Source organism: Reyranella sp., from assembly GCF_050185545.1.
Taxonomy (GTDB): Bacteria; Pseudomonadota; Alphaproteobacteria; order Reyranellales; family Reyranellaceae; genus Reyranella.
In genome coordinates, this window is the sequence record NZ_JBFWZI010000052.1 from 1 (window position 1) to 19,875 (window position 19,875).

General features: G+C 66.5%; 25 protein-coding genes. 8 read left to right on the forward strand and 17 right to left on the reverse strand.

Annotated features, from left to right (window positions below; translation table 11 throughout):
• Positions 1-245 precede the first annotated feature (245 nt).
• On the forward strand, positions 246-944 hold the full coding sequence (locus AB7O82_RS16285) for an RluA family pseudouridine synthase (protein ID WP_428546313.1): 699 nt from the start codon (positions 246-248) through the stop codon (positions 942-944).
• A 130-nt stretch (positions 945-1,074) separates the two neighbouring features.
• Here the strand turns inward: AB7O82_RS16285 and AB7O82_RS16290 are convergent, their stop codons facing one another.
• Together AB7O82_RS16290 and AB7O82_RS16295 are read right to left on the reverse strand one after the other, a co-directional pair.
• Positions 1,075-1,326 (reverse strand): hypothetical protein, encoded by a 252-nt coding sequence (locus AB7O82_RS16290; protein WP_428546316.1) that lies wholly within the window; start codon positions 1,324-1,326, stop codon positions 1,075-1,077.
• 221 nt (positions 1,327-1,547) lie between these two features.
• Positions 1,548-2,123 (reverse strand): hypothetical protein, encoded by a 576-nt coding sequence (locus AB7O82_RS16295; protein ID WP_428546319.1) that lies wholly within the window; start codon positions 2,121-2,123, stop codon positions 1,548-1,550.
• Between AB7O82_RS16295 and AB7O82_RS16300 the strand changes: the two genes are divergently transcribed.
• From AB7O82_RS16300 to AB7O82_RS16320, 5 genes are all read left to right on the forward strand, one after another.
• Positions 2,122-2,394, forward strand: a complete 273-nt coding sequence (locus AB7O82_RS16300) for a helix-turn-helix transcriptional regulator (protein ID WP_428546322.1) — start codon at positions 2,122-2,124, stop codon at positions 2,392-2,394. The genes AB7O82_RS16295 and AB7O82_RS16300 overlap by 2 nt on opposite strands.
• 58 nt (positions 2,395-2,452) lie before the next feature.
• Entirely contained in the window at positions 2,453-2,779 is a 327-nt protein-coding gene (locus AB7O82_RS16305; protein ID WP_428546325.1) for a hypothetical protein, read from the forward strand.
• 37 nt (positions 2,780-2,816) lie between these two features.
• Positions 2,817-3,419, forward strand: coding sequence for a helix-turn-helix transcriptional regulator (locus AB7O82_RS16310; RefSeq protein ID WP_428546328.1), 603 nt, complete (start codon positions 2,817-2,819; stop codon positions 3,417-3,419).
• On the forward strand, positions 3,416-3,832 hold the full coding sequence (locus AB7O82_RS16315; RefSeq protein ID WP_428546331.1) for an ester cyclase: 417 nt from the start codon (positions 3,416-3,418) through the stop codon (positions 3,830-3,832). The genes AB7O82_RS16310 and AB7O82_RS16315 overlap by 4 nt, the downstream gene beginning before the upstream one ends.
• Positions 3,833-3,917: 85 nt before the next feature.
• Positions 3,918-4,784 carry a hypothetical protein gene (locus tag AB7O82_RS16320; protein WP_428546334.1) on the forward strand — a complete coding sequence of 289 codons (867 nt, stop codon included), beginning with the start codon at positions 3,918-3,920 and terminating at the stop codon, positions 4,782-4,784.
• 138 nt (positions 4,785-4,922) lie between these two features.
• Here the strand turns inward: AB7O82_RS16320 and AB7O82_RS16325 are convergent, their stop codons facing one another.
• The 15 genes from AB7O82_RS16325 to AB7O82_RS16395 all read right to left on the reverse strand — a co-directional run bounded on the left by AB7O82_RS16325 (position 4,923) and on the right by AB7O82_RS16395 (position 16,633).
• Entirely contained in the window at positions 4,923-5,231 is a 309-nt protein-coding gene (locus AB7O82_RS16325; protein ID WP_428546337.1) for a hypothetical protein, read from the reverse strand.
• Positions 5,232-5,244: 13 nt separating this feature from the next.
• On the reverse strand, positions 5,245-6,120 hold the full coding sequence (locus AB7O82_RS16330) for a hypothetical protein (protein ID WP_428546340.1): 876 nt from the start codon (positions 6,118-6,120) through the stop codon (positions 5,245-5,247).
• 28 nt (positions 6,121-6,148) lie between these two features.
• Complete coding sequence (locus AB7O82_RS16335) at positions 6,149-7,534, reverse strand: aminotransferase (protein ID WP_428546343.1); 1,386 nt, start codon at positions 7,532-7,534, stop codon at positions 6,149-6,151.
• A 410-nt stretch (positions 7,535-7,944) separates the two neighbouring features.
• A complete protein-coding gene (locus AB7O82_RS16340; RefSeq protein ID WP_428554584.1) occupies positions 7,945-8,196 on the reverse strand; it encodes a hypothetical protein in 252 nt (83 codons plus the stop codon).
• A 131-nt stretch (positions 8,197-8,327) separates the two neighbouring features.
• Positions 8,328-8,495, reverse strand: coding sequence for a hypothetical protein (locus AB7O82_RS16345; protein WP_428554586.1), 168 nt, complete (start codon positions 8,493-8,495; stop codon positions 8,328-8,330).
• Positions 8,492-8,728 carry a type II toxin-antitoxin system Phd/YefM family antitoxin gene (locus AB7O82_RS16350; protein ID WP_428554589.1) on the reverse strand — a complete coding sequence of 79 codons (237 nt, stop codon included), beginning with the start codon at positions 8,726-8,728 and terminating at the stop codon, positions 8,492-8,494. Before AB7O82_RS16350 ends, AB7O82_RS16345 begins: the two co-directional genes overlap by 4 nt.
• Before the next feature lie 30 nt (positions 8,729-8,758).
• On the reverse strand, positions 8,759-8,896 hold the full coding sequence (locus AB7O82_RS16355; protein WP_428619780.1) for a hypothetical protein: 138 nt from the start codon (positions 8,894-8,896) through the stop codon (positions 8,759-8,761).
• 12 nt (positions 8,897-8,908) lie between these two features.
• Entirely contained in the window at positions 8,909-9,784 is an 876-nt protein-coding gene (locus tag AB7O82_RS16360) for an LLM class F420-dependent oxidoreductase (RefSeq protein WP_428554592.1), read from the reverse strand.
• Between the two features lie 338 nt (positions 9,785-10,122).
• Positions 10,123-10,740 carry a hypothetical protein gene (locus AB7O82_RS16365; protein WP_428554594.1) on the reverse strand — a complete coding sequence of 206 codons (618 nt, stop codon included), beginning with the start codon at positions 10,738-10,740 and terminating at the stop codon, positions 10,123-10,125.
• Between the two features lie 50 nt (positions 10,741-10,790).
• On the reverse strand, positions 10,791-11,792 hold the full coding sequence (locus AB7O82_RS16370) for an ABC transporter permease (RefSeq protein WP_428554597.1): 1,002 nt from the start codon (positions 11,790-11,792) through the stop codon (positions 10,791-10,793).
• Positions 11,782-12,735: an ABC transporter ATP-binding protein gene (locus AB7O82_RS16375; RefSeq protein WP_428554599.1), complete on the reverse strand. Its 954-nt coding sequence runs from the start codon at positions 12,733-12,735 to the stop codon at positions 11,782-11,784. Before AB7O82_RS16375 ends, AB7O82_RS16370 begins: the two co-directional genes overlap by 11 nt.
• A 10-nt stretch (positions 12,736-12,745) precedes the next feature.
• Complete coding sequence (locus AB7O82_RS16380; RefSeq protein WP_428554602.1) at positions 12,746-13,903, reverse strand: NEW3 domain-containing protein; 1,158 nt, start codon at positions 13,901-13,903, stop codon at positions 12,746-12,748.
• A gap of 26 nt (positions 13,904-13,929) precedes the next feature.
• Entirely contained in the window at positions 13,930-14,544 is a 615-nt protein-coding gene (locus tag AB7O82_RS16385; RefSeq protein ID WP_428541020.1) for a glutathione S-transferase family protein, read from the reverse strand.
• 188 nt (positions 14,545-14,732) lie between these two features.
• Entirely contained in the window at positions 14,733-15,752 is a 1,020-nt protein-coding gene (locus AB7O82_RS16390) for a zinc-binding dehydrogenase (RefSeq protein WP_428541023.1), read from the reverse strand.
• Positions 15,749-16,633, reverse strand: coding sequence for an alpha/beta fold hydrolase (locus tag AB7O82_RS16395; RefSeq protein WP_428541026.1), 885 nt, complete (start codon positions 16,631-16,633; stop codon positions 15,749-15,751). Before AB7O82_RS16395 ends, AB7O82_RS16390 begins: the two co-directional genes overlap by 4 nt.
• Positions 16,634-16,969: 336 nt before the next feature.
• On the opposite strand from AB7O82_RS16395, the gene AB7O82_RS16400 reads away from it, so the two are divergent.
• Both AB7O82_RS16400 and AB7O82_RS16405 read left to right on the forward strand, forming a co-directional pair.
• Positions 16,970-18,301 (forward strand): Rieske 2Fe-2S domain-containing protein, encoded by a 1,332-nt coding sequence (locus AB7O82_RS16400; protein WP_428541130.1) that lies wholly within the window; start codon positions 16,970-16,972, stop codon positions 18,299-18,301.
• Between the two features lie 4 nt (positions 18,302-18,305).
• Entirely contained in the window at positions 18,306-19,736 is a 1,431-nt protein-coding gene (locus AB7O82_RS16405; protein WP_428619782.1) for a glutamine synthetase family protein, read from the forward strand.
• The last annotated feature ends 139 nt before the right edge of the window (positions 19,737-19,875 follow it).

Below are 19,875 nucleotides of genomic sequence, written 5' to 3' on the forward strand. Positions count from 1 at the left end.
CGTCGGCCGCTTCCGCGACGAGGCGTCGGTGCTGCGCGCCGCGGCGCTCTACGAGGCGAGCGAGCGCTGGCTCGAGCGATGGCCGGACCTCTAGCGCGCTCCTCTCATGCGGGACCGCGGGCGTCTCACCCGCTCTTCTCATCGGGACCGCGGACGCTCGCCGGCCCTTCTACTGCCGGACAGCGGGCGTTTCGTCCGCGCTTCTCATGAGCGGGCGAGACGCCCGCGGTCCGCATGAAAAGGCGATGTCGCGCCGGCCGCCGCTCAGCGCGCAGGAGATCCAGGCGCGCGTCCTCCATCGCGACGGGCTGATCCTGGTCATCGACAAGCCGGCCGGGCTCGCCGTCCATGCCGGCCCGAGCAAGGCGCCGAGCCTGGAGGATTGTTTCGATGCCCTGCGCTTCGGCCTGCCGCGCCCGCCTTCCCTCGCCCATCGGCTCGATGCCGACACCTCGGGCGTGCTGGTGCTGGGACGCCATCCCAAGGCTCTGGCCAAGCTCGGCCGCCTGTTCCAGGGCCGCGACGTCGAGAAGACATACTGGGCAGTGGTGCGAGGCTCCCCGCCGGCCGAGGAAGGCGTGTTCGACCAGAACCTGCTGAAGGTGAACACGCGCAGCGGCTGGTCGGTGAAGGTTTCGGACAAGGGCCAGCCGGCGCGCACGCGCTACAAGGTGATCGGCCGCGGTCCCGACATGACGTGGCTCGAACTCAAGCCGGAGACCGGCCGCACGCACCAGATCCGCGTGCACTGCGCCGCCGCCGGCTGTCCGGTGATCGCCGACCGCCTCTATGGCACCAGTGCACCCGACCAGCTCCTGCATCTTCACTCGCGCGGCATCGTCCTGCCGCTCTCGAAGAACAAGCCGCCGGTAGTCGTCACTGCGCCGCCGCCACAACACATGGCGAAGGCATTGGCGGAGTGTGGTTGGACAGGCGACTCGTGAAAACTGGGAGAAATTTGCGTCGTTTGCGTTCCGTTGTGGCCCTGCCTTTATTTATCGGGAACCGGGGATGACGACTTTCCGCCGAACGCCACGACGATCGTTGCCGTCGACGACGACCGCGGCGGCACCCTCAGACGTGTGTCGCGATCAGAGCCTCGGCGTTTCGAACGCCGATCAGCACACTCAGCGGGTCGGACGTCACCGGCTGCAGCAGCGACATCGCCGCCGTGATATCGCTGGCGCCTTCCCATATCGTGTCATGCTCCTCCTGCTCGCGCACGAATTCCAGGCTCACCGCGACCTTACCCATCACGGCGGTGATGTCCTTGCCGTCCGCCGTGTCCTGCGCCCCGCTCACGATGTTGACCAGTTCCGAGCCCACGAACTGGCCGGCCTGCAGAGGCTGCTTGATCGCCGGTGGGAGTGAGGGATCGGCGCCGACGGCCGCGAATGAGCTACGCGTGATGTGGAAGCGCGATGACGTCCGTGCCTGGCCGTCACCAGCGCATTCCTCGCCAGCGTGAGACGTGAAGGGAATGGGAAGTCCGGGGACGGAGCATCGGGATGAATGGGCTTCGGGTGGATGATCTGGATCGGCTGATCTCAGCCTTGTACGAGACCGCCCTTCAGCCCACGCTGTGGCCCGAGTGGTTCTCGACAGCCGCGACGGCGTTCGGCGGCAACAGCGGGCTGTCGCTGGTCCAGAGCCCGCGCAGCGGCGCGGTCGACATGCTCGGTGTGCGTGGCTTGAGCGACCAGGCGATCCAGCTCTATGCCGACCACTATCACAAGTGCGATCTCTGGACCCAGCGCTCCGGACGAACGTTGATGCGGGCGACCATCAGTGCCGATCTCTGCACCGACGAGGAGTTCGCCAACAGCGAGCTCTATACGGACTTCAGCAAGCCTTACGGCGGCGGCGCCTTCTACGTGGTCGGCGCCGTTCTTCCCGTCGCCGCCGACATCGCTGTCCTCGGCTTCCAGAGCACGCGCTCCAAGGGACCGTTCGCGCGAGCGCATGCTCGGGCGCTCGACAGGTTGCTGCCGCATTTTCAGCGAGCCCTGCTGGTGCGCGCGAAGCTGAAGGAGGCGGACCAGCACCACGCCCCCTTCGAGGCGCTGCTCGACACACTGCGGCACGGCGAACCGCGTCGACATCACCCAACGGGCGTCCGCCATGGTGTTCCTGCACGACCCCGAGACCGGCGCCGCGCCGCTGCCGGGCGTGCTTGCCAGCCTGTACCGGCTGACACCGGCGGAGGGCCGCCTCGCCGCGGATCTGCTCGAGCACCTCAGCCTGGAGGAGATCGCCGAGCGACGGCAGGTGACCCGGGAGACCTTGCGGACGCAGCTGAAGGAACTGTTCAGAAAGTCGGGGACGAACCGACAGTCCGAGCTGGTCGGCCGGCTGACCGCAGGACTGGCCGGGAGCCTGAGGCGGCGGCGGTGACGCCGTCGCTGGCGCGGTGCCATCGGCGGGATGGGAAGTCTGGGGACGGAGCATCGGCATGAACGGGCTTCGGTTGGACGATCTGGATCGGCTGATCTCGGCCTTGTACGAGACGGCCCTGCAGCCGACGCTTTGGCCCCAGTGGTTCTCGACGGCCGCGACGACATTCAGCGGCAGCAGCGGAATGTCTCTCGTGCAGATCCCGCAAAGCGGCACGGTCGACATCCTCGGCGTGAAGGGCTTCAGCCCGCACGCGCTCCAGCTCTATGCCGACTACTACCACCAGTGCGACCTGTGGGCCCTGCGCGGCAGAGGAAAGCTGGCGCGGGCGAACACCAGTGCCGACCTCTGCACCGATGAGATACCAGCGCCCTCAGAGCCTTGATCGCGGGCTGCGCTCTCCGGACCGGCGGAGGTGCTGCGTGCCGCGCCCAAGCGGCTCGAAGCCCTTCGAGGTCCTGGTGGTGCCCTTGAGCACGGCGAACCGTCCCGACGTCACGCAACGGGCGTCCGCCATGGTGTTTCTGCACGATCCGGAAACCCTCGTCACCCCGCTGCCCAACCTGCTCGCCGGCCTGTACCGGCTGACGCCGGCGGAAGGCCGCCTCGCCGCGGACTTGCTCGCCCACCTCACCTTGGAGGAGAACGCAGAACGACGCAGTCTCAGCCGGGAGACCCTGCGGAGCCAGCTGAAGGAGCTGTTCAGGAAGACCGGCACGAGCCGCCAATCCGAGCTGGTCGGCCGACGGCGGGGCTTGCGGGAAGCCTACGGCTCCGAGGGTAGCGCGAAGCTGCCGGGCGACAATCAGGTGGGAAGTCACGGACCTTTACACCCTGCGTCGCCAGGAAATCGGACCCGGGCGGTCATGCAACCGGGACGCGGCTTTCCCCGTGAGCAGCATCACCCGTTTGAGGGACGCGCAACGGTGCCGATCCATGCGAACCTGGGTTCCGGTTCGACCGTCGTACCGGATAGTATGCCTGCGATGACCACACACGCCTTGCGCGAGGAGGAGAGGCCATGACGTCCATGATGGCTGTCGCCAGAGACTTCTTTGCCGCCTGTGAGACCGGAAAGGGCTGGGAAGCCTGTAAGGTCCACTGCACCCCCGACGCCACCTTTGCCGCCCAATCCGAGCCCCTCGCGGACATCAAGACGCTGGCGCAATACACGGACTGGATGAAGGGCCTGATGACGATCCTGCCCAACGGCAGGTACGAGGTGAAGTCCTTCGCCGCCGACGGCGAGCGCAACAATGTGACCGCCTATGCGGTGTTTTCCGGCACCCATACCGGTCCCGGCGGCCCGTGCGCGCCGACGGGGAAGAGCACGCGATCGGACTATGTCTACGTGATGCAGTTCTCGGGCGACAAGATCGTCCACATGACCAAGATCTGGAATTCCGGCGCCGCGCTGAAGGAGCTCGGCTGGACCTGACCGGAGCCTGACCGAGCGAGGGCGCGGGATCTTCCATGAGCAAGCAACGGGGTTGCGATTGGCAGGCAACCGGCGGATGGCCTGAATGACGCTCACAATCGCGCATGTGCCGACGCTGCGGGATGTCGTCGGCCGCTGCTACGTGATTGCCTTCCGGGAGGACGTCACCCGGCTGGTCGAGGCGCTCTCCGTCGAGCGGCTCAATCCGGAGGTTCTGCGGGCAACGTACACCTCCAGGGAAATGGCCTACGCCCGGGCGACGCGGTGCCTTCTGTCGCACCATGCAGCCTGGCGACTCGCGGCCCGGAACGACGGCTATACGTTGGTGTGCGAGGCCGATTTTGTGCCTTGTCTCGGCATGGGAGGCTTTCCAGCGTTCTGGCCTCTGGACGACCATCATGCCTGGGGCTACCTCTACCAAGGTAGCCCGCGTCTTCTCGCCCTGGTGGGTCCGCGGCCCTACTTGCGCGGCCACTGCGCGCCACTGGTCGCCTATGTGATCAACAGCGCGGTCGCCCGCGTCCTCTGCGACTTCTTCGACGAGCAGATGGCGCGACACGATCCCGCAAAGTATTTCCCGTTCGATGCCTACCTGCAATGGTGGCTCATGGCGCATGGCTGCAGTGCCTACATCCCGCACCGCCACTACGGGGAGCACGGCGGGCAGCCGAATCCGGAGCACCGCGCGTTCGGAATCCGGCGCGCCGGCAGGCACCGTGCCGACAACCTTGCCGCCCGCCTGCACTTCCTGCCGCAGTACAGCCGAGGCAGCTGGCTGAGGTTCGGGGCTGTACGCGCACAGGCTCGCATGCTCGGCCTCGCGCGGCTGGCGACCAACCGGTGGATTGTCGACACCGACGCATACCGTAACGATCCCCTCACCAAACTCCGCATGCTGGGCATTGGCCTCGGCCGGCTTATCGGCTGCTCACGCGCCGACCGAGAGGCCTGACCCACGGCTCATCCGAAGCAAGAACCGAAGCTGACGAGCGCCTGCTGCCATAGATTCGCAGTCTCGGACACTCACGGTCCGGAATACATTGTCGCTGCCGTTCGCGGACCCGGAGTCGCAGGATCGAAAATTTGCTCGTTACGCCACCGCGCCCTTGCCTTGCAGCGACTCGACGAGCTTGTTGACGGCGACCGTCGCGCCCTTGCCCGCCTCGTTACCGAAGATCAGGCGGGCAAGCTGTCCGCCGAGGTAGGGGTGAAGGCCCATATCGTAGAGGGCGAGGAAATTCCTCGTCTCGAGCGCACGGCGTTCGTCCTCGCGCAGCGGATAGCGATCGAGCACGGCAGCTTCGTTGGCGGCGAACTCGGCGCGCAGATCGACCGACCATTTCAGATCCTGGATCAGGTCGTGGGTCGCAAGCGCGGGGTTGAATTTCTCGAGTCCCATGAGGGGGCCCTCCCTACGCCGCACGGCGCTTCGGCAGGTTGGCATTCATATCCCACAGCACCGCGCCGACGCCGCACTTGAAATCGCGGTGGACGGTGTAGCCGAAACTCTTGCCGGGCTTCGAGCCGATCGCGCCGAGCACGACCACCCACGACAGCAATTCCGCGGTGCCTCCGGAGCCGGCGGCTTCCATCCTTTCCAGCGTCAGCTCCCTCAACAGCTTCTGGTGGTCGCCGGAGGCGACGAGGTCGAGAAACCAGCGATCGAACGCTTCGTCGATGAAGTAGTAGCGCGCGCCGCCGGGCTCGTGGCTGAGGCCGCCGGAGCCGAGCAGCGCGACGCGCATGTCCGACGGCAGGTCGTTGCGGATGAAGTCGCCCAGCGCCTCGCCGACGGCGTAGCAGCGATGCTGGTCGGGAATCGGCGGGACGGTGCAGTTCTGCAGGACCGGCACCATCGGAATTCCCAACTCGGCAAACCTGGTGAGCTGGACCGGCACCGAGATGTTGTCGTCGAACTTGAGGTTCTCGGTCCGGGCGAACATTCGGATACCGCGCCTGGTCATGCCGTTGAACAGCGCGGCGGCAATCTCCGGCGCGCCCTTCACCGTGTAGTCCTCGCAGCCGATCCACGGCTTGAACCATTCGAACGGTCCGCGATGCTCGGCGGCCATGCCGATCAGGAAGTCCGGATAGGCGCGGATGCGGCTGTTGGCGAGGTGATCGTTGGCAAATACGATCAGGACATCAGGCTTGGCCGAGACCATCGCGCTGGCGAGGCTGCGATAGGTGGTGACGACGATGTCCTTGACGTCGCCGGGCGCGGCTTCGAGCAGGCCGATCAGGCCAGGCGCATGCGGCGCGCCGGCCGCGAACACGATCTCCGCCATATCAGGTCTCCCCTCGCGCGGGCCCCTTTCAGCTGAAGTTCACCGTCGACAGAGCGCGATCCAGCGTTTCGACAATCCGGTCGCACTCGGAGCGGGTGATCACAAGCGGCGGCGACATCGTGATGGTGTTGCCGTAGCGCCGTCCGCCGACGGACCGGCCCACCAGCAGGCCGTTCTCGCGGCAAAAATCGGCGACGGCCGTGATGGCCTGGGGGCCAACAGGCTCCTTGCTGGTGCGGTCCTTCACCAGCTCGACGCCGAGCAGGAGGCCCTTGCCGCGAACATCGCCGACGACCGAGTGCTTCTTCATCAAGCCCTTCAGCCCGTCCAGCAGGTAGGCGCCGACATCGGCGGCGCGCTCGGCCAGTTTCTCGCCTTCCAGGATCTCGATGTTGCGGACGGCGACCGCGGCGGAGACCGGGTGACCGCCGTAGGTGTTCACCTGCCCGACCTGGCGGTTTTCGGAAACCTCGCCATAGAAACTTTCGAACACGCTGTTCTTCACCACGGTCGCGGCGATCGGCAGATAGGCGCTGGAGATGCCCTTGGCGATCGCGACGATGTCGGGCGCGATGTCATAATGCTGATGGGCGAACATCTTACCGGTGCGGCCGAAGCCGTTGATCACCTCGTCCACGTGCAGAAGGATGCCGTACTTGCGGCACAGCTTCTCCACCTCGGGCAAGTATTCGTCGGGAGGCACCGCGACGCCGACCCCGCTCATGATCGGCTCGACGAGCACTTCGGCGATCGTCTCGGGGCCCTCGCCGAGGATCGTGGTCTCCATGTTCTTCACGCAGGCCAAGCCGCAGCTCGGGTAGTCGAGGCCGAGCGGACAGCGATAGCAATAGGGATGGGCGACATGGACGAAGTCGCCGGAGTACGGCTCGAACTTCGCCTTGCGCTCGCCCATGCCGCCGGCGTCCAGGGTTGCGAGGGTCGTGCCGTGATAGGAGAAGTATCGGCTGACGGTCTTGAAGCGATAATGCTGTGGATGTTCGTGCTTCATGTACTGGCGGGCGATCTTGAAGCCGGCCTCGTTCGCCTCGGAGCCCGAGTTGACGAAGTAGGTGTGATAGCCGCCGCCCATCAGCTCGTTGATTTTCTCGGCCAAGGCCGCAGCCGGCACGTTCATCGCGGTGTGCGGGAAATACGCCAGCTGCCGAAGCTGTTCCGCCGCGACGCCGGCCAGCTCGGCGCGGCCGTAGCCGATGTTGACGCACCACAGCCCGGCCATCGCGTCGAGATAGGCGGTTCCGTCGGCATCGTAGATCGTCGACCCCTCGGCGCCCGTCACCACGATCTGCCTGGCCTCCAGCGCCTTGTGCTGGACGATGGGGTGCAGCACGTTTTCGAGGTCCTGCCGCACGACGGCCTGGCGAATGGAGGGATCGGGTGCGTTGGTGAGTGACATCACTGCCTCATGCGGTCGAAGGGCGGGCAACTCTCTTGTCGCGATCGGAGTCATCGGCAATCCGGAGATCGCCGGCCTCGCGAATACGATACAGATGCGCTGTGCCCTGTCCACGCCGATGTCCACGCGATCCAAACACCCGCCTCAAACAGTCATGCTCGGGCCTCCCTCTTCGCGCGTTTCGGATGACAGTCAGCCGTGCCGGCAAGCATGGCACAACGCTTGCCCTTGCGGGCAGGCCTCCACCCGCCTCGGTGAAGCGCCGAGGCCCGCGCTTGCAGCGATGGCCAGCAACGATGGCCTGCGGCAGGCGGCAGGCCAGCTATCCCGCGCGCTTCAATTCAACGGCCAGGTTCACTTGCAGCGGGGCAACCGGCCAATGCTGCATTGCCCCGCCGAGCAGCCGCCCCTCAGGTGCGCGGCGGCAGGGGAACCTTGCCAGCCTTCAAATGCTTCTCAAGCACGGGAATCGCGGCCGCCGCGTTGCTGTCGCACTGGCCCATCGCAGCCGCGACCTCGCCGTCGATCGAGCCTGCCCGCTGGTACTCGCGGTACTTGGAACTCAACGCCTTGCAGTATTTCTGGTCGGCACTTTGCGCAAAGGCCGCCGCAGGCAGGGCGAACGCCGCAGCAATCACCGCGGCTTTGATGGCTGACTTCATTGGGTATCTCCTTGAATCGGTGCAGGCCGTTGTTAGCCTTAGCGACAATTGCACGTCTCATGGCGCTTCCCTTGACCTGCATCAAGCCGCGGATGGAGCGTCAAACCCGCGTCACGCGGGCAGCAGGGCACTCAACTTTTCCGGGCCACCGTTCGAAATGCCCGGTGCATGGCGGCAAGCTGCAGATCGTGCCTGATCTCCAGAAAGAGGTACATGGCGTCGTACGAGGCAAGCCCCGTCTCGTGCAGTGTCAGCACATCGCTCATCGTCACCGAGACGTCGAGGACGAAGGCGGTCACGCGCGACCCGCCTGCCGCATTCGGCGCACCGAGTGTCCAGGCAACCGCCCTCTCTCGGCGTCGCGGCGGATGGCAGCAATCGCCCTGCGCGCCCGGACACGATCGACGCCGGCAGGAACGAGCCGCGCCACCGCCCGGCCGTGCTTGGTAATGAGGACTTCCTCGCCTTCGGCGACGCGCTCGAGCAATGCCGAAAGCGTCGTCTTCGCCTCGATGACACCAACCGTGATCATTGGCGAGCCCCAACGAAAATTCATGCCGATTTAGCGGCCGACGGGCGGCCGCGAAAGTCCCCCTGGCCTCAAGGTTTCTCCTGCGAGCCTGGCCAGCACGCTGACAATGCCGAAGTGATGATCGGTGACCACGTTGCCGATCAGGGCGATGCGACGGCGACTGAACAAGTCGCCCGGCTGCTAGCCGAGCGAGTCATAGACTTCCCGCCAGCGCCTGATGGCTTCGATGTGGGCGTCCACCGTCGTGAGGTTGGCGCCCAGCGTCGCCACCGAGATGTGGCTTCCCCCGGCGTCGCGCCATGCCGCAATGTCGCCCGGCCATCGGTTGTCGCCGCGGCCATACTGCTGGATCGATTCTAAGCCGAAGGCGTCGACGTCCCTGCCGAGCGCGCGCAGCCTGGCCTCGATCCTCGCCTTGATCTGCACGGCTTCGCTCTGGGTCCGGCCCGAGAAGAGGAATCCGTCTCCGATCCTCGCGGCGCGCTCGTACGCAGCCTCGCTGAAGCCGCCCAGCCAGATCGGTATCTGCCTTTTCGGTCGCGGCAGGATGCCTGCCCGATCGATCCGATGGTCGGAGTCCTCATGCTCGACCACGGGCTGTTCCCACAGCTTGCGGATCAGAGTGATCTGCTGCTCTTGCCGCTTGCCGCGTCGGCGAAAATGCCCGGACATCTCGAGACCGTCATACTCCACCCAATTCCAGCCGACCCCGACACCGAGGCGTAGCCGGCCATCCGAGAACAGGTCGACATCCGCGGCTTGCTTGGCGAACAGCGCCGTCTGCCGCTGCGGCAGGATGATCACCCCCGTCACCAGCTCGAGGCGCCGGGTGATCCCCGCGAGGTAGGCATAGGTGACCAGGGGTTCGTGGAAGGGATCGGTTTCCTTGTACGGGCCGGTCAGCTTCGGCTCCCTCCCGGCATGGACCGCGCCCAGAACATGGTCATAGATCACGATATGGTCGTAACCCAGTTCCTCCGCGGCCTGTGCGAACGCCTTGACGGCTCCAGGATCGCCGCCAAGCTCGACCTGCGGATAGACGACACCAGCTTTCATCGTGAACTCCTTGTGAAGGCGTGAGGCCGTGTGCCGGCTTCGAGCCGGTTGCGTCCACTCCGGACGCGACAGCTCGAACGCCGGCACGGTCTTGCCCGCGACACGGCCAGACTAGCCGGCGCGATGAACATCGCGAACTGGAATCAGGGATCGTCGACCGTGTCGGCGCATACACAGCTTGCGACCTCGCGTCTTTGCTGGGAGCGTGCCACTCCGATGGCGCTCTTCTTGGTGAATACACATCCCATGAGCGCCATCGGAGTGGCGCGCTCCCAGCAAAGACGCCCTCTCCATCAGAGTGCGCCCCTATGGGTCAGGCATCCCGCAGTCCGAGTAATTTACGGTCGCTCTCGCACCCAGATGCGGAGTTCGTCGCCCGGCTCGAAGCCGGCGTTGATCGCGGCCTTCAGCTCGTTGCCAGACTCGTAGCCGACGATCGGCAGGCCCGGGAACAGCCCGGCGGCCAGGGCGACGAGGTCGCGGAAGACGGTGACGGCGTCGCCGGGCTCGGCGACTACATTCGACAGGCCCACGACCTTCTCGGCGCGATAGACGGTGCCGCCGGCGACCACCTCGCCGGCGCGCGAGCCGGCAAACATCGCGAAATTCTCGTCGCCGAACAGGGCGGCGGGAAAGGTGTCGCTCGTTACCACGCGCTGCCAGGCGAGGTCCGACGACGTCCGCGCGATCAGCAGTGGCAGCTGGCGGATCCACCGGGCGTCGAACAGCAGATCGAAGCCGCGGCGCGACAGGTCGAGGGTGGCAAAGCTGTCCTTAACCGCCCAGCGGCCGGGCGGGTTCGACCTGGCCAGGATATCGACGGTGGCGCGCTGCTCGTCGATCGCCGCTGCGTCGTGCCGCAGCGTCACCGCGTTGGGATAGAAGCGCGGCACCGCCTGGGCGTTGACCCACATGTGCGGCAGGAACGTCCCCGGCCGGCCGTGCGCGCGGCACACCGCATCGCACCAGCGGGCGTTGTTGAGTGCGGCCGCGGCCGTCCAGTCCTTCAGGCTCTGACTTCCTCGCGCTGGAAGACGACGTAGGCGATGGCGAACACCACGATCATGCCGGCGATCAGGCCGGTGACCTGCGGCCAGATCAGGAGCAGGCTCTGATCGAGCGGCAGCGGCGCGCCCATGATCGCCCCGCGCATCTGGCTCGGGATGATGGGGCCGAGCGTGCGCGTCTCGGGGTTGAGCAGGCCGATCACCGCCTCGCCGAACAGCGTGTTGGGCGAAAGGCGCTCCAGGGTCGACTGCATCTGGATCATGGCCAGCGTCTCGTCGAGCCGGCCCATCCCCATGGCGACGTTGGTCGGCGTCACCGCCAGCACCAGCACAGGCACGATGAGCGGCCACAGGATGGCGAAGAACAGCCAGACACCCAGCGCGCACAGCGCCGACGTCGCCGTCGAACGGAACAGCACCGAGAACAGCATAGATATCGCGAGCCAGACGCCGCCGAAGGCGATGGCGACAACCAGGAAGCCCAGGCCGCGCGCCACCTCGACACCGCGCGGCGGGATGCCGAGCAGCAGCAGGCCGGCGCCGAGCACGATCAGCCACAACGCGACCAGGGCCACGCTGAGCGTCGCCAGGCCGCCCAGGAATTTCCCGAGCAGCAGGGCATCGCGATAGATCGGCTGCGACAGCACCCGGCTAAGGGTGCGGCGGTTGAACTCGCTGTTCACCGAGTCGAAGCCGAGCCCGATCGCCAGCAGCGGGATCACCAGGGTGAGCGAGGCCGTGAAGGAGAACGGCACGCGCTGCGGCGCCGAGGTGAAGATGCGCAGGAACAGGAACGGGTCGGATTCGGTGACGTTGCGCAGCTCCTGCAGCGACAGCCCCACCGGCAGCGCCCCGAAGGCGATCACGAACAGCATCAGCACCATCATGCGGGCGCTGCTCAGGTGATCGGAGAACTCCTTCATGAACACCGGCCCCAGACCGGTGAAGGGCGAACCCTCGCGCCGTGCGGCGACGCGTTGTGTTCCGGCACTAGGCGGCATTGCGGGCCTGCTCGAAATAGCTGGTGTAGACCTCTTCCAGACTGGGCTGGAGGTCGTCCAGCCGCAGCAGCGAACCGCCCGCCGTCACGATGCGCTGCGCCACCGCGGCGCGCACGTCACGGTCGGCAATGACCCGCCAGGTCGCGGCACGTTCCTGGGTGACCTTCTGCACGCCCGCGACACCGCCCAGGGCCGCCGGCACGTCGGTGCCTGACGCCTCGACGAGGATCGGGTGGCCAGCGCCCAGCACCTGGTTGGCCAGCTCGACCACGGTGCCGATCAGGGCGATGCGGCCACGGTTAAACAGTGCCACCCGGTCGCAAACGCTCTGCACGCGATCGAGCAGGTGCGACGACAACAGCACCGCCACCCCCGCCTCCTTGAGGCGGCGGATCATCTCCAGGAGCTCGAACGTGGCGTGCGGATCCAGTCCCGAGGTCGGCTCGTCGAGGATCGCCACCTCGGCCTTCTTCATCACGATCTCGGCGATGCCGAGCCGCTGGCGCATGCCGCGCGAGTAGGTCGCGACCCTCTTGTCGATCACGTCGGCGAGATTGACGCTCTTCAGCGCCTCCTCGATCCGCGCGTCAGTCTCGCGCCGCGGCAGGTCGAGCAGGCGCGCCGTGTAGCGCAGGTTCTCGCGCGCCGTCAGATGGTCGTAGAAGCCGACCGAGTCCGGCAGGTAGCCGACGCGGCGCTTGACCTCGAGCGGCTGGCGCACCGGGTCGAAGCCCAGCACGCTCACCGTCCCGCCGCTGATCTCGGTGAGCCCGAGCATCATCAGGATGGTCGTCGTCTTGCCGGCGCCGTTCGGCCCGAGCAGGCCGAAGATCTCGCCGCGCCGGATGTCGAGGTCGATGGCGTCGACGGCACGCTGGGTGCCGTAGAGCTTCAGGAGTCCACGCGCCTCGATGACATTGGAGGTTTCCGCCGGATTGGCCATTGCCCGCCGCTCACCGCCTGCCGAAGCGCGCCACCGCGCCCAGCAGCACCAGCAAGGCGATGGCGATGATGCCGATGCCCGCCACGCCCCACAGAGTCGAGGTGGTGACGGTGATGCGGAAATCGGCCGACGCCGATTCGCCGCGGCCGTTGGCACGGAACGAGGCGACGTAGTCGCCGGCGATCGCCTTGTCGCCCGGCGTCACGATCACCTGCACGTCCTTCTTCTCGTTGGGCGCGACGCTGGCAATGGTCTTGGGATTGAACTCGACCTTCCAGTTGGCTGGCACGGTGCCCGACATCTCGACCTCGTCGATCGGGGCCGTGCCGTCGTTGCTGACGACCAGCGTGTAGGTCGAGCTCTTGCCGACCTCGGCCTCGCCGGACAGGCGGCCGTCCTTGGTGCCGAGAGCGAGGCGGCCCTGGCCGCTGATCTGCAGGGTGACGCGCAGCTCCGCGGTGGCGCCCTCCGACGCCACCCGGATCAGTACCGGGTAGTCGCCCGCCTTGACGTCGCGCGGCGGCGTCACCTTGACCTTGATGTCCTTGGTCTGGCCGGCCTCGATCGGGATCGAGCTGATCTCGTTGCTGCCGTAGCCTTCGCTGAAGGTCGTCTGGAAGTTGGCCGGACCCTGGGCCGACAGCGCAACCGTCAGATCCTTGCCGCTGTCGTTGCCGACCGTCACCGTGTACTCGAACGAGGATCGCGGCGTGCCGCGCAGCGACGGCAGGCGCGACTTCAGGCTGAGCTTGGCCGGCGCCTCGCTGCCCACCGTGAGCGTCAACACCAGCTCGGGCGCCTGGGTGAGCGGCCCCTTGGCGCCGAGCGTGATCTTGTGCGAGCCCGCCTTGGCGTCCTTGGGCACCTCGACACGCAGCTGCAGGCTGACGCTTTCGTTGACGCCCGGCATGGCCGAGGCGACCGGCAGGCCACCGCCCAGCAGGTCGACCTTCCAGCCCTGCGGGACGCCTGACAGGGCCAGCGCCACCGGCTCCGGCGGCAGGCCGCTGTTGTTGAGCTTGAGGCGGATGGTCGTCGTCTCCCCCGCGCGCACTGTCTGCGAAGGGTAGTCCGTCATCAGGAACAGGCCGCGCGGCGGCGGATCGGCCGCCTGGGCGAGCGCGCTGCCCGCGACCATCGAGGCAGCAATGTACGCAAGAAGAACCATCAGGCGGCGCATCGTCGGGGTCTCCGTCAGGCGGCGGCGCTGGGGCGCGCCTTCATGCGCCCGAACCACGCCGTGAGATTCTTGCAGGCAGGATCGAGCGGCTGGCCGACCTGCCCCATGAAATCGAGGAAGGCGAACAGCAGGATGTCCGCCATGGTGAGCTTGTCGCCGGCGATGAACGGCTTGGAGCCCACCAGCCCGTCGAGCCACACCAGCTTCTCGCGCGCCGTCGCCTTCAGGTCGTCGGCCGCCTGCGGAATGCAATGCACGCGCTTCTCGAACATCTTGAAGCCTTCGGCGAAGCGGAACCCGTTGGTCGCCGGTTCGACGATGTTGAGATCGATGCGCCGCGTCCACATGCGCGTCTTTGCGCGCTCCTCCGGCGTGTTGCCGATCAGCGATGGCGTGTCCTTCTTGACCTCGTCGACGTACTCGCAGATGGCCGTGATCTCGGCCAGCACGGAGCCGTCATCCAGCTCGAGGGCCGGGCTTTGTCCCGACGGATTGACCTTGAGGTAGGGCTCGCGCCGGTTCTCGCCGCCGCGCAGGTCGACCTCGACCTTGGGAACCTCGAACCCCTTCTCGGCCATGAACATGCGGACCATGCGCGGATTCGGTCCGATCGAAGTATAGAGCTTCATTGACATCCTCCCTTGCGGCCCAAATCGCTAACAAATCGTCCGGCCAGCGGTCAACTCTCGGGTCCACGGGCGCCAGCCCAGTTCGCTCATTTGCTGGGAGCGCGCCACTCCCATGGCGCTCATGGGATGTATGATCAACAGGAAGAGCGCCATCGGAGTGGCGCGCTCCCAGCGATGACGAGCTCCCCCTATCGCCACGGCTCCACGAGGATCTTGGTGTGGCGCTCGGGGTTGCCGAGCTCGGCGAAGGCCTGCTTGACCCCGGTCAGCCCGACCTTGCCAGTGATCAGCGCCTCGCCGTCGACCTGGCCGTCGGCCAGCAACCGCAGGGAACGCGCGAACTCCTCCGGCGTGTAGCCCAGCACGAACTGCAGGCTGAGCTCCTTCACTATGCCGAACATCGGCTCGAGCGTGTCGGGCTCCATGCAGACGCCGACCACGACCACCCGGGCATCGCGCGGCGCCGCCTCGAAGAGCTGCTGAATCATCCCCGGCACGCCGACGCATTCGAAGATCGCTGCCCGCCTGTCCGCCGCCAGCCGGGAATAAGGCGATTCCCTGGCCGGATCGACGACGATGTCGGCTCCCATCTTCACGGCGAGCTCGCGGCGCGTCGGCGAGAAATCGGCCGCCACGATCGGCCGTATCCCTTTCAGGCGCAGCGCCGTGATCACGGCGAGGCCGACCGGCCCGCAGCCGATCACCAGCGGCGCCTCGTCCTCCTTCACCGCGCCCTTCTCGACCGCGTGCACGCCGACCGCCAGGGGCTCGGTCAGGGCGGCGTGCTCGGTCGGCAGGCCGTTCGGCACCTCGAGCATCAAGGGCGCCGACAGCAGCATCTGCTCGGCGTAGCCGCCGACGTAGGTGTTCGAGTAGCCCATGCCCTTCGGGCCATCCGGCTCGATCATCAGCGGCATGGAACAGACGCGCGTCCCGGGCTTCACTGTGCGCTCGGTGCCGGGGCCATAGTCGAGCACCTCGCAGCAGAATTCGTGGCCGAACACGACGTCGCGCGACAGGTCCATCGGCACGCGGCCCGGGATGCGCTTGGTCACCTCGACCATGCGGTGGGCATGTTTGGCAGCATGCAAATCGGAACCGCAGATGCCGCAGGCCAGGGTCTTCACCAGCACCTGGCCGCGGGCCGGCACCGGCTCCGGCAGCGTGTCGACGACGATGTCGCCACCGCGAAAGATCGCTGCTTTCACTTGATGAACTCCCGTGCCACGTCGACGAAATCCTTCAGCCGGTCGTGATGCACCCAATGGCCGGCATGATCGAACTCGACCACCTTGGCGCCCTTGAAATGCTTCAGCCGGCCGTCCTTCTCGGGGTTGGAGGCCCAGCTTTCCTTGCCATAAACGAGCAAGGTCGGACAGGTGATCTGCGCCCACAGAAGTTCGATGTCCTCGTAGCTCATGTCGTAGGGCGGCCAGGTGCGAACATAGTTGTCGAACTTCCAGCTGTAGGTGCCGTCCTCGTTCTGGTTGACGCCCTGCTGCGTCAGGTGGCGCGCCTGTGCGGCGGAAAGGTGCGTGTTCTCCTCCTGCATGCGCTTGAAAGCATCCTCGATGGTGGGATAGCGCCGCGGCAGGCGGCCCGACAGCTTGCGTTGCTCCTCGACCCATTGGCGCATGCGCTCGCCGATCGTCTTGGTGCCGCGCTCGGCGATCGCCTTGGGAGACGGGCCCAGCCCCTCGATGGCGACCAGCTTGCGCACCTTCTCCGGATAGATGCCGGAATAGCGCAGGCAGATGTTGCCGCCCAGGGAATGGGCAATGATGGTGACCGGCGCCAGCCCTTGCTGATGGACGAGCTGGTCGAGGTCGTAGATGTAGGACGACATCGCGTAGTTGCCGTCGGGCGACCATTGGCTGTCACCATGCCCGCGCAGGTCCGGGCAGATCACGTGCCAGTCATGCCGCAGGGCGTCGGCCACCCAGTCCCAGTTGCGGCAATGATCGCGCCCGCCATGCACCAGGAGCAGCGGTGGCGCATCGGGATTGCCCCAGTCGACATAGTGAAGACGCAGCCTCTGCGAGACGAAGTGCCGGGAGGTCGGACCGGGCATGCCGTTGGAAAGAGTCATGCTTTCTCTATAGCGAGGGCCGGCTCACATTGAAATCTGGGCCGCGGGTCTCGTTGTCCGCGGAGCTTTGCTGCTACGGAGTGGACACATCTCGAGTCCTTCCCCGTCTTACGACGTCTTACGGGGGGGTACCCCCCAAAGGGAGCGGAGGGGGAAGGCCCAAAAGGAGATTCATGAGATTCCGACGTCGGGATCAGAGACATCTCGAGTGAGGCCTTCCCCCTCCGCACCGCATGACGGGGCACCTCCCACGATTACAGGGGAAGAATTCGAGATGTGCTGGGGAGGAACCTTACCCTGTGGCGCCCCATCGCGGATTGGGCCACTCTCGTGGCCATGATGAGCCCCGAGCAGAACGATCTGATCACCCGCATCGGGCCGGGAACGAAATGCGGCGCCCTGATGCGGCACTATTGGCATCCGGTGGCGCTCGCCGATGAGTTGCCCGACGCCCGGCCGGCCAAGGCGGTACGCCTGCTCGGCCAGGATTTCGTGCTGTTCCGCGACGAGCGTGGCCGGCATGGCCTGCTCGATCGCGACTGCCCGCATCGCGGTACCGACCTCGCCTATGGCCGGCTCGAGAATGGCGGGCTGCGCTGCCTCTTCCATGGCTGGCTGTTCGACGTCGATGGCAAGTGCCTCGAGACGCCGGCCGAGCCGGAGGGCAGCGTGCTCTGCCAACGGGTGCGCCAGCGCGCCTACCCGGTCGTCGTCAAGAACGGCATCGTGTTCGCGTTCGTGGGCGAAGGCCAGCCGCCGGCCTTTCCCGACTTCGACTGCTTCCTCGCGCCAACCAGCCATGCCTTCGCCTTCAAGGGGCTGATCGAGTGCAACTGGCTGCAGGCGCTCGAGGTCGGCATCGATCCGGCCCATGCCTCGTACCTGCATCGCTTCTACGAGGACGAGGATACCGGCGCGGCCTACGGCAGACAGTTCCGCGCCGCCTCGTCCGATTCCGACATTCCGATGACACGGCTGTTGCGCGAGTTCACCCGGCCGCGCATCGACGTCGAGGCGACCGACTATGGCCTGCGCCTGTTCGCCTTGCGCCGCCTCGACGAGCGCCACACCCACGTGCGCGTCACCAACCTGGTCTTCCCCTACGCCTTCGTCATTCCCATGAGCGCCGAGATGACGATCACCCAGTGGCACGTGCCGATCGACGACACGTCCTGCTACTGGTACGCGATCTTCACCAGCTTCGGCCAGCCGGTCGATCACGCGGCGATGCGCGAACAGCGCCTCAAGCTGTATCAGCTTCCCGATTACCGCCCGCGCCTGGGTCGTCACAACGACTACGGCTACAACGTCGCTGAACAGGCGAGCCAGACCTTCACCGGCATGGGCTTCGACATCAACGTGCACGATCAATGGGCGATCGAGAGCCAGGGCCGCATCCAGGATCGCACGCGCGAGCATCTCGGCACGACCGACAAGGCGATCGTCGCCTATCGCCGGATGCTCCTGTCGGCGATCGGTCTGGTGGCCAACGGCGACAAGCCGCCGATGTGGCTCGACGCGGCGCGGGCCACGCGGTTGCGCGGCCCGATCGCCATCGACGGCATGGGCCCGACCGAGGGCTGGCAATCCTACTGGAAAGACGTCGACACCCGGCGGCGCGGCAACTCGAGCTGGGCGGCCAACACCGTGCCGCCCCTGGTGGCGTGAGCCCGTGACGCTGGTCGAACGCGCGGGCCTGTGGAACGAGGACCGCAAGGCGGCAACCCGCGAAGCGCTGCGCCACATGCATGCCGGCGAGATGTCGGTGGTGCGGCTGGTGTTCGCCGATCAGCACGGTGTGCTGCGGGGCAAGACCCTGACCGCGGGCGAGATCGACGGCGCGCTGAAGAACGGCGTCGGCTTCACCACCACCATGCTGCTCAAGGACACCTCGCATCGCACGGTGTTCCCGGTATGGCGGCCGGGCGGCGGCTTCGGCATGAAGGAACTCGAGGGCGCCGCCGATGTCGTGATGCTGCCCGACCCGACGACCTTCCGGGCGCTGCCCTGGGCGCCGCACTCGGGCTGGATGCTGGGCGACATCCATTTTCCCGACGGCCGGCCGATGCCGCTCTGCACGCGCCAGCTCTACAAGCGCGCGCTCGGGATCCTCGGCGATCGCGGCTACGACTTCATCGCCGGGCTTGAGGTCGAGTTTCACCTGTTCAAGGTCGAGAAGACCAGGCTCGCCCAGGGCGACGCCGGCCAGCCCGGCGAGCCGATCGACGTGTCGCTGCTCAACCAGGGCTACCAGTATCTCACCGAGCATCGCTACGACGAGATGGACCCGATCCTCGAGATCCTGCGCTCCAACATCGTCGATCTCGGCCTGCCGCTGCGCTCGCTCGAGGTCGAATACGGCCCGAGCCAGGTCGAGTTCACCTTCCGCGCCGCCGCCGGTGTCGCCCCGGCCGATACCATGGTGCTGTTCCGCAGCGCCGTCCGTCAGGTCGCCCAGCGTCACGGCTTTCACGCCACCTTCATGTGCCGGCCGAAGATCGCCAACGTCATGTCGAGCGGCTGGCACCTGCACCAGTCGCTGAAGGACAAGAGGACCGGCGCAAACGCCTTCATGGACAAGGACGTACCCTTGTCGTCGGCCGGCATGCAGTACATGGCTGGGCTGCTGGCACACGCCCGCGGCGCCGCCGCCTTCTCGACGCCGACTCTGAACGGCTACAAGCGCTACCGCCCCTTCTCGCTGGCACCCGATCGCATCCTGTGGGGACACGACAACCGCGGAGTCATGATCCGCGTGCTGGGCGGTCCGGGCGAGGCCACCACCCATCTGGAGAACCGCATCGGCGAGCCTGCCGCCAATCCCTACCTCTACATGGCGAGCCAGATCGTCAGCGGCCTCGACGGCCTCGACCGCGGCCTCGATCCCGGCCCGTCGGCCGACACGCCCTACAACTCGGACGCGCCGCTCCTGCCCCGCTCGCTCGCCGAATCGCTGGCTGCGCTGGGCGAGGATCGGGTCCTGCGCAAGTCCTTCGGCGATTTCTTCGTCGACTACTATCTCAAGCTGAAGCAGGCCGAGATCGACCGCTTCAACCTCGAGGTCAGCGACTGGGAACAGCGCGAGTATTTTTCGCTGTTTTGAGAAGTTTGCAACCGAAGACGTGGGGGAAGTGCTTCCCTCCCCCACAATCAGGGGAGGTGCCCCGCAAGCGGCGGAGGGGGAAGGCCCCAGATAGGAGCACATGATATTCCGACGTCGGACTTCCGTGGATCTCGTCTGA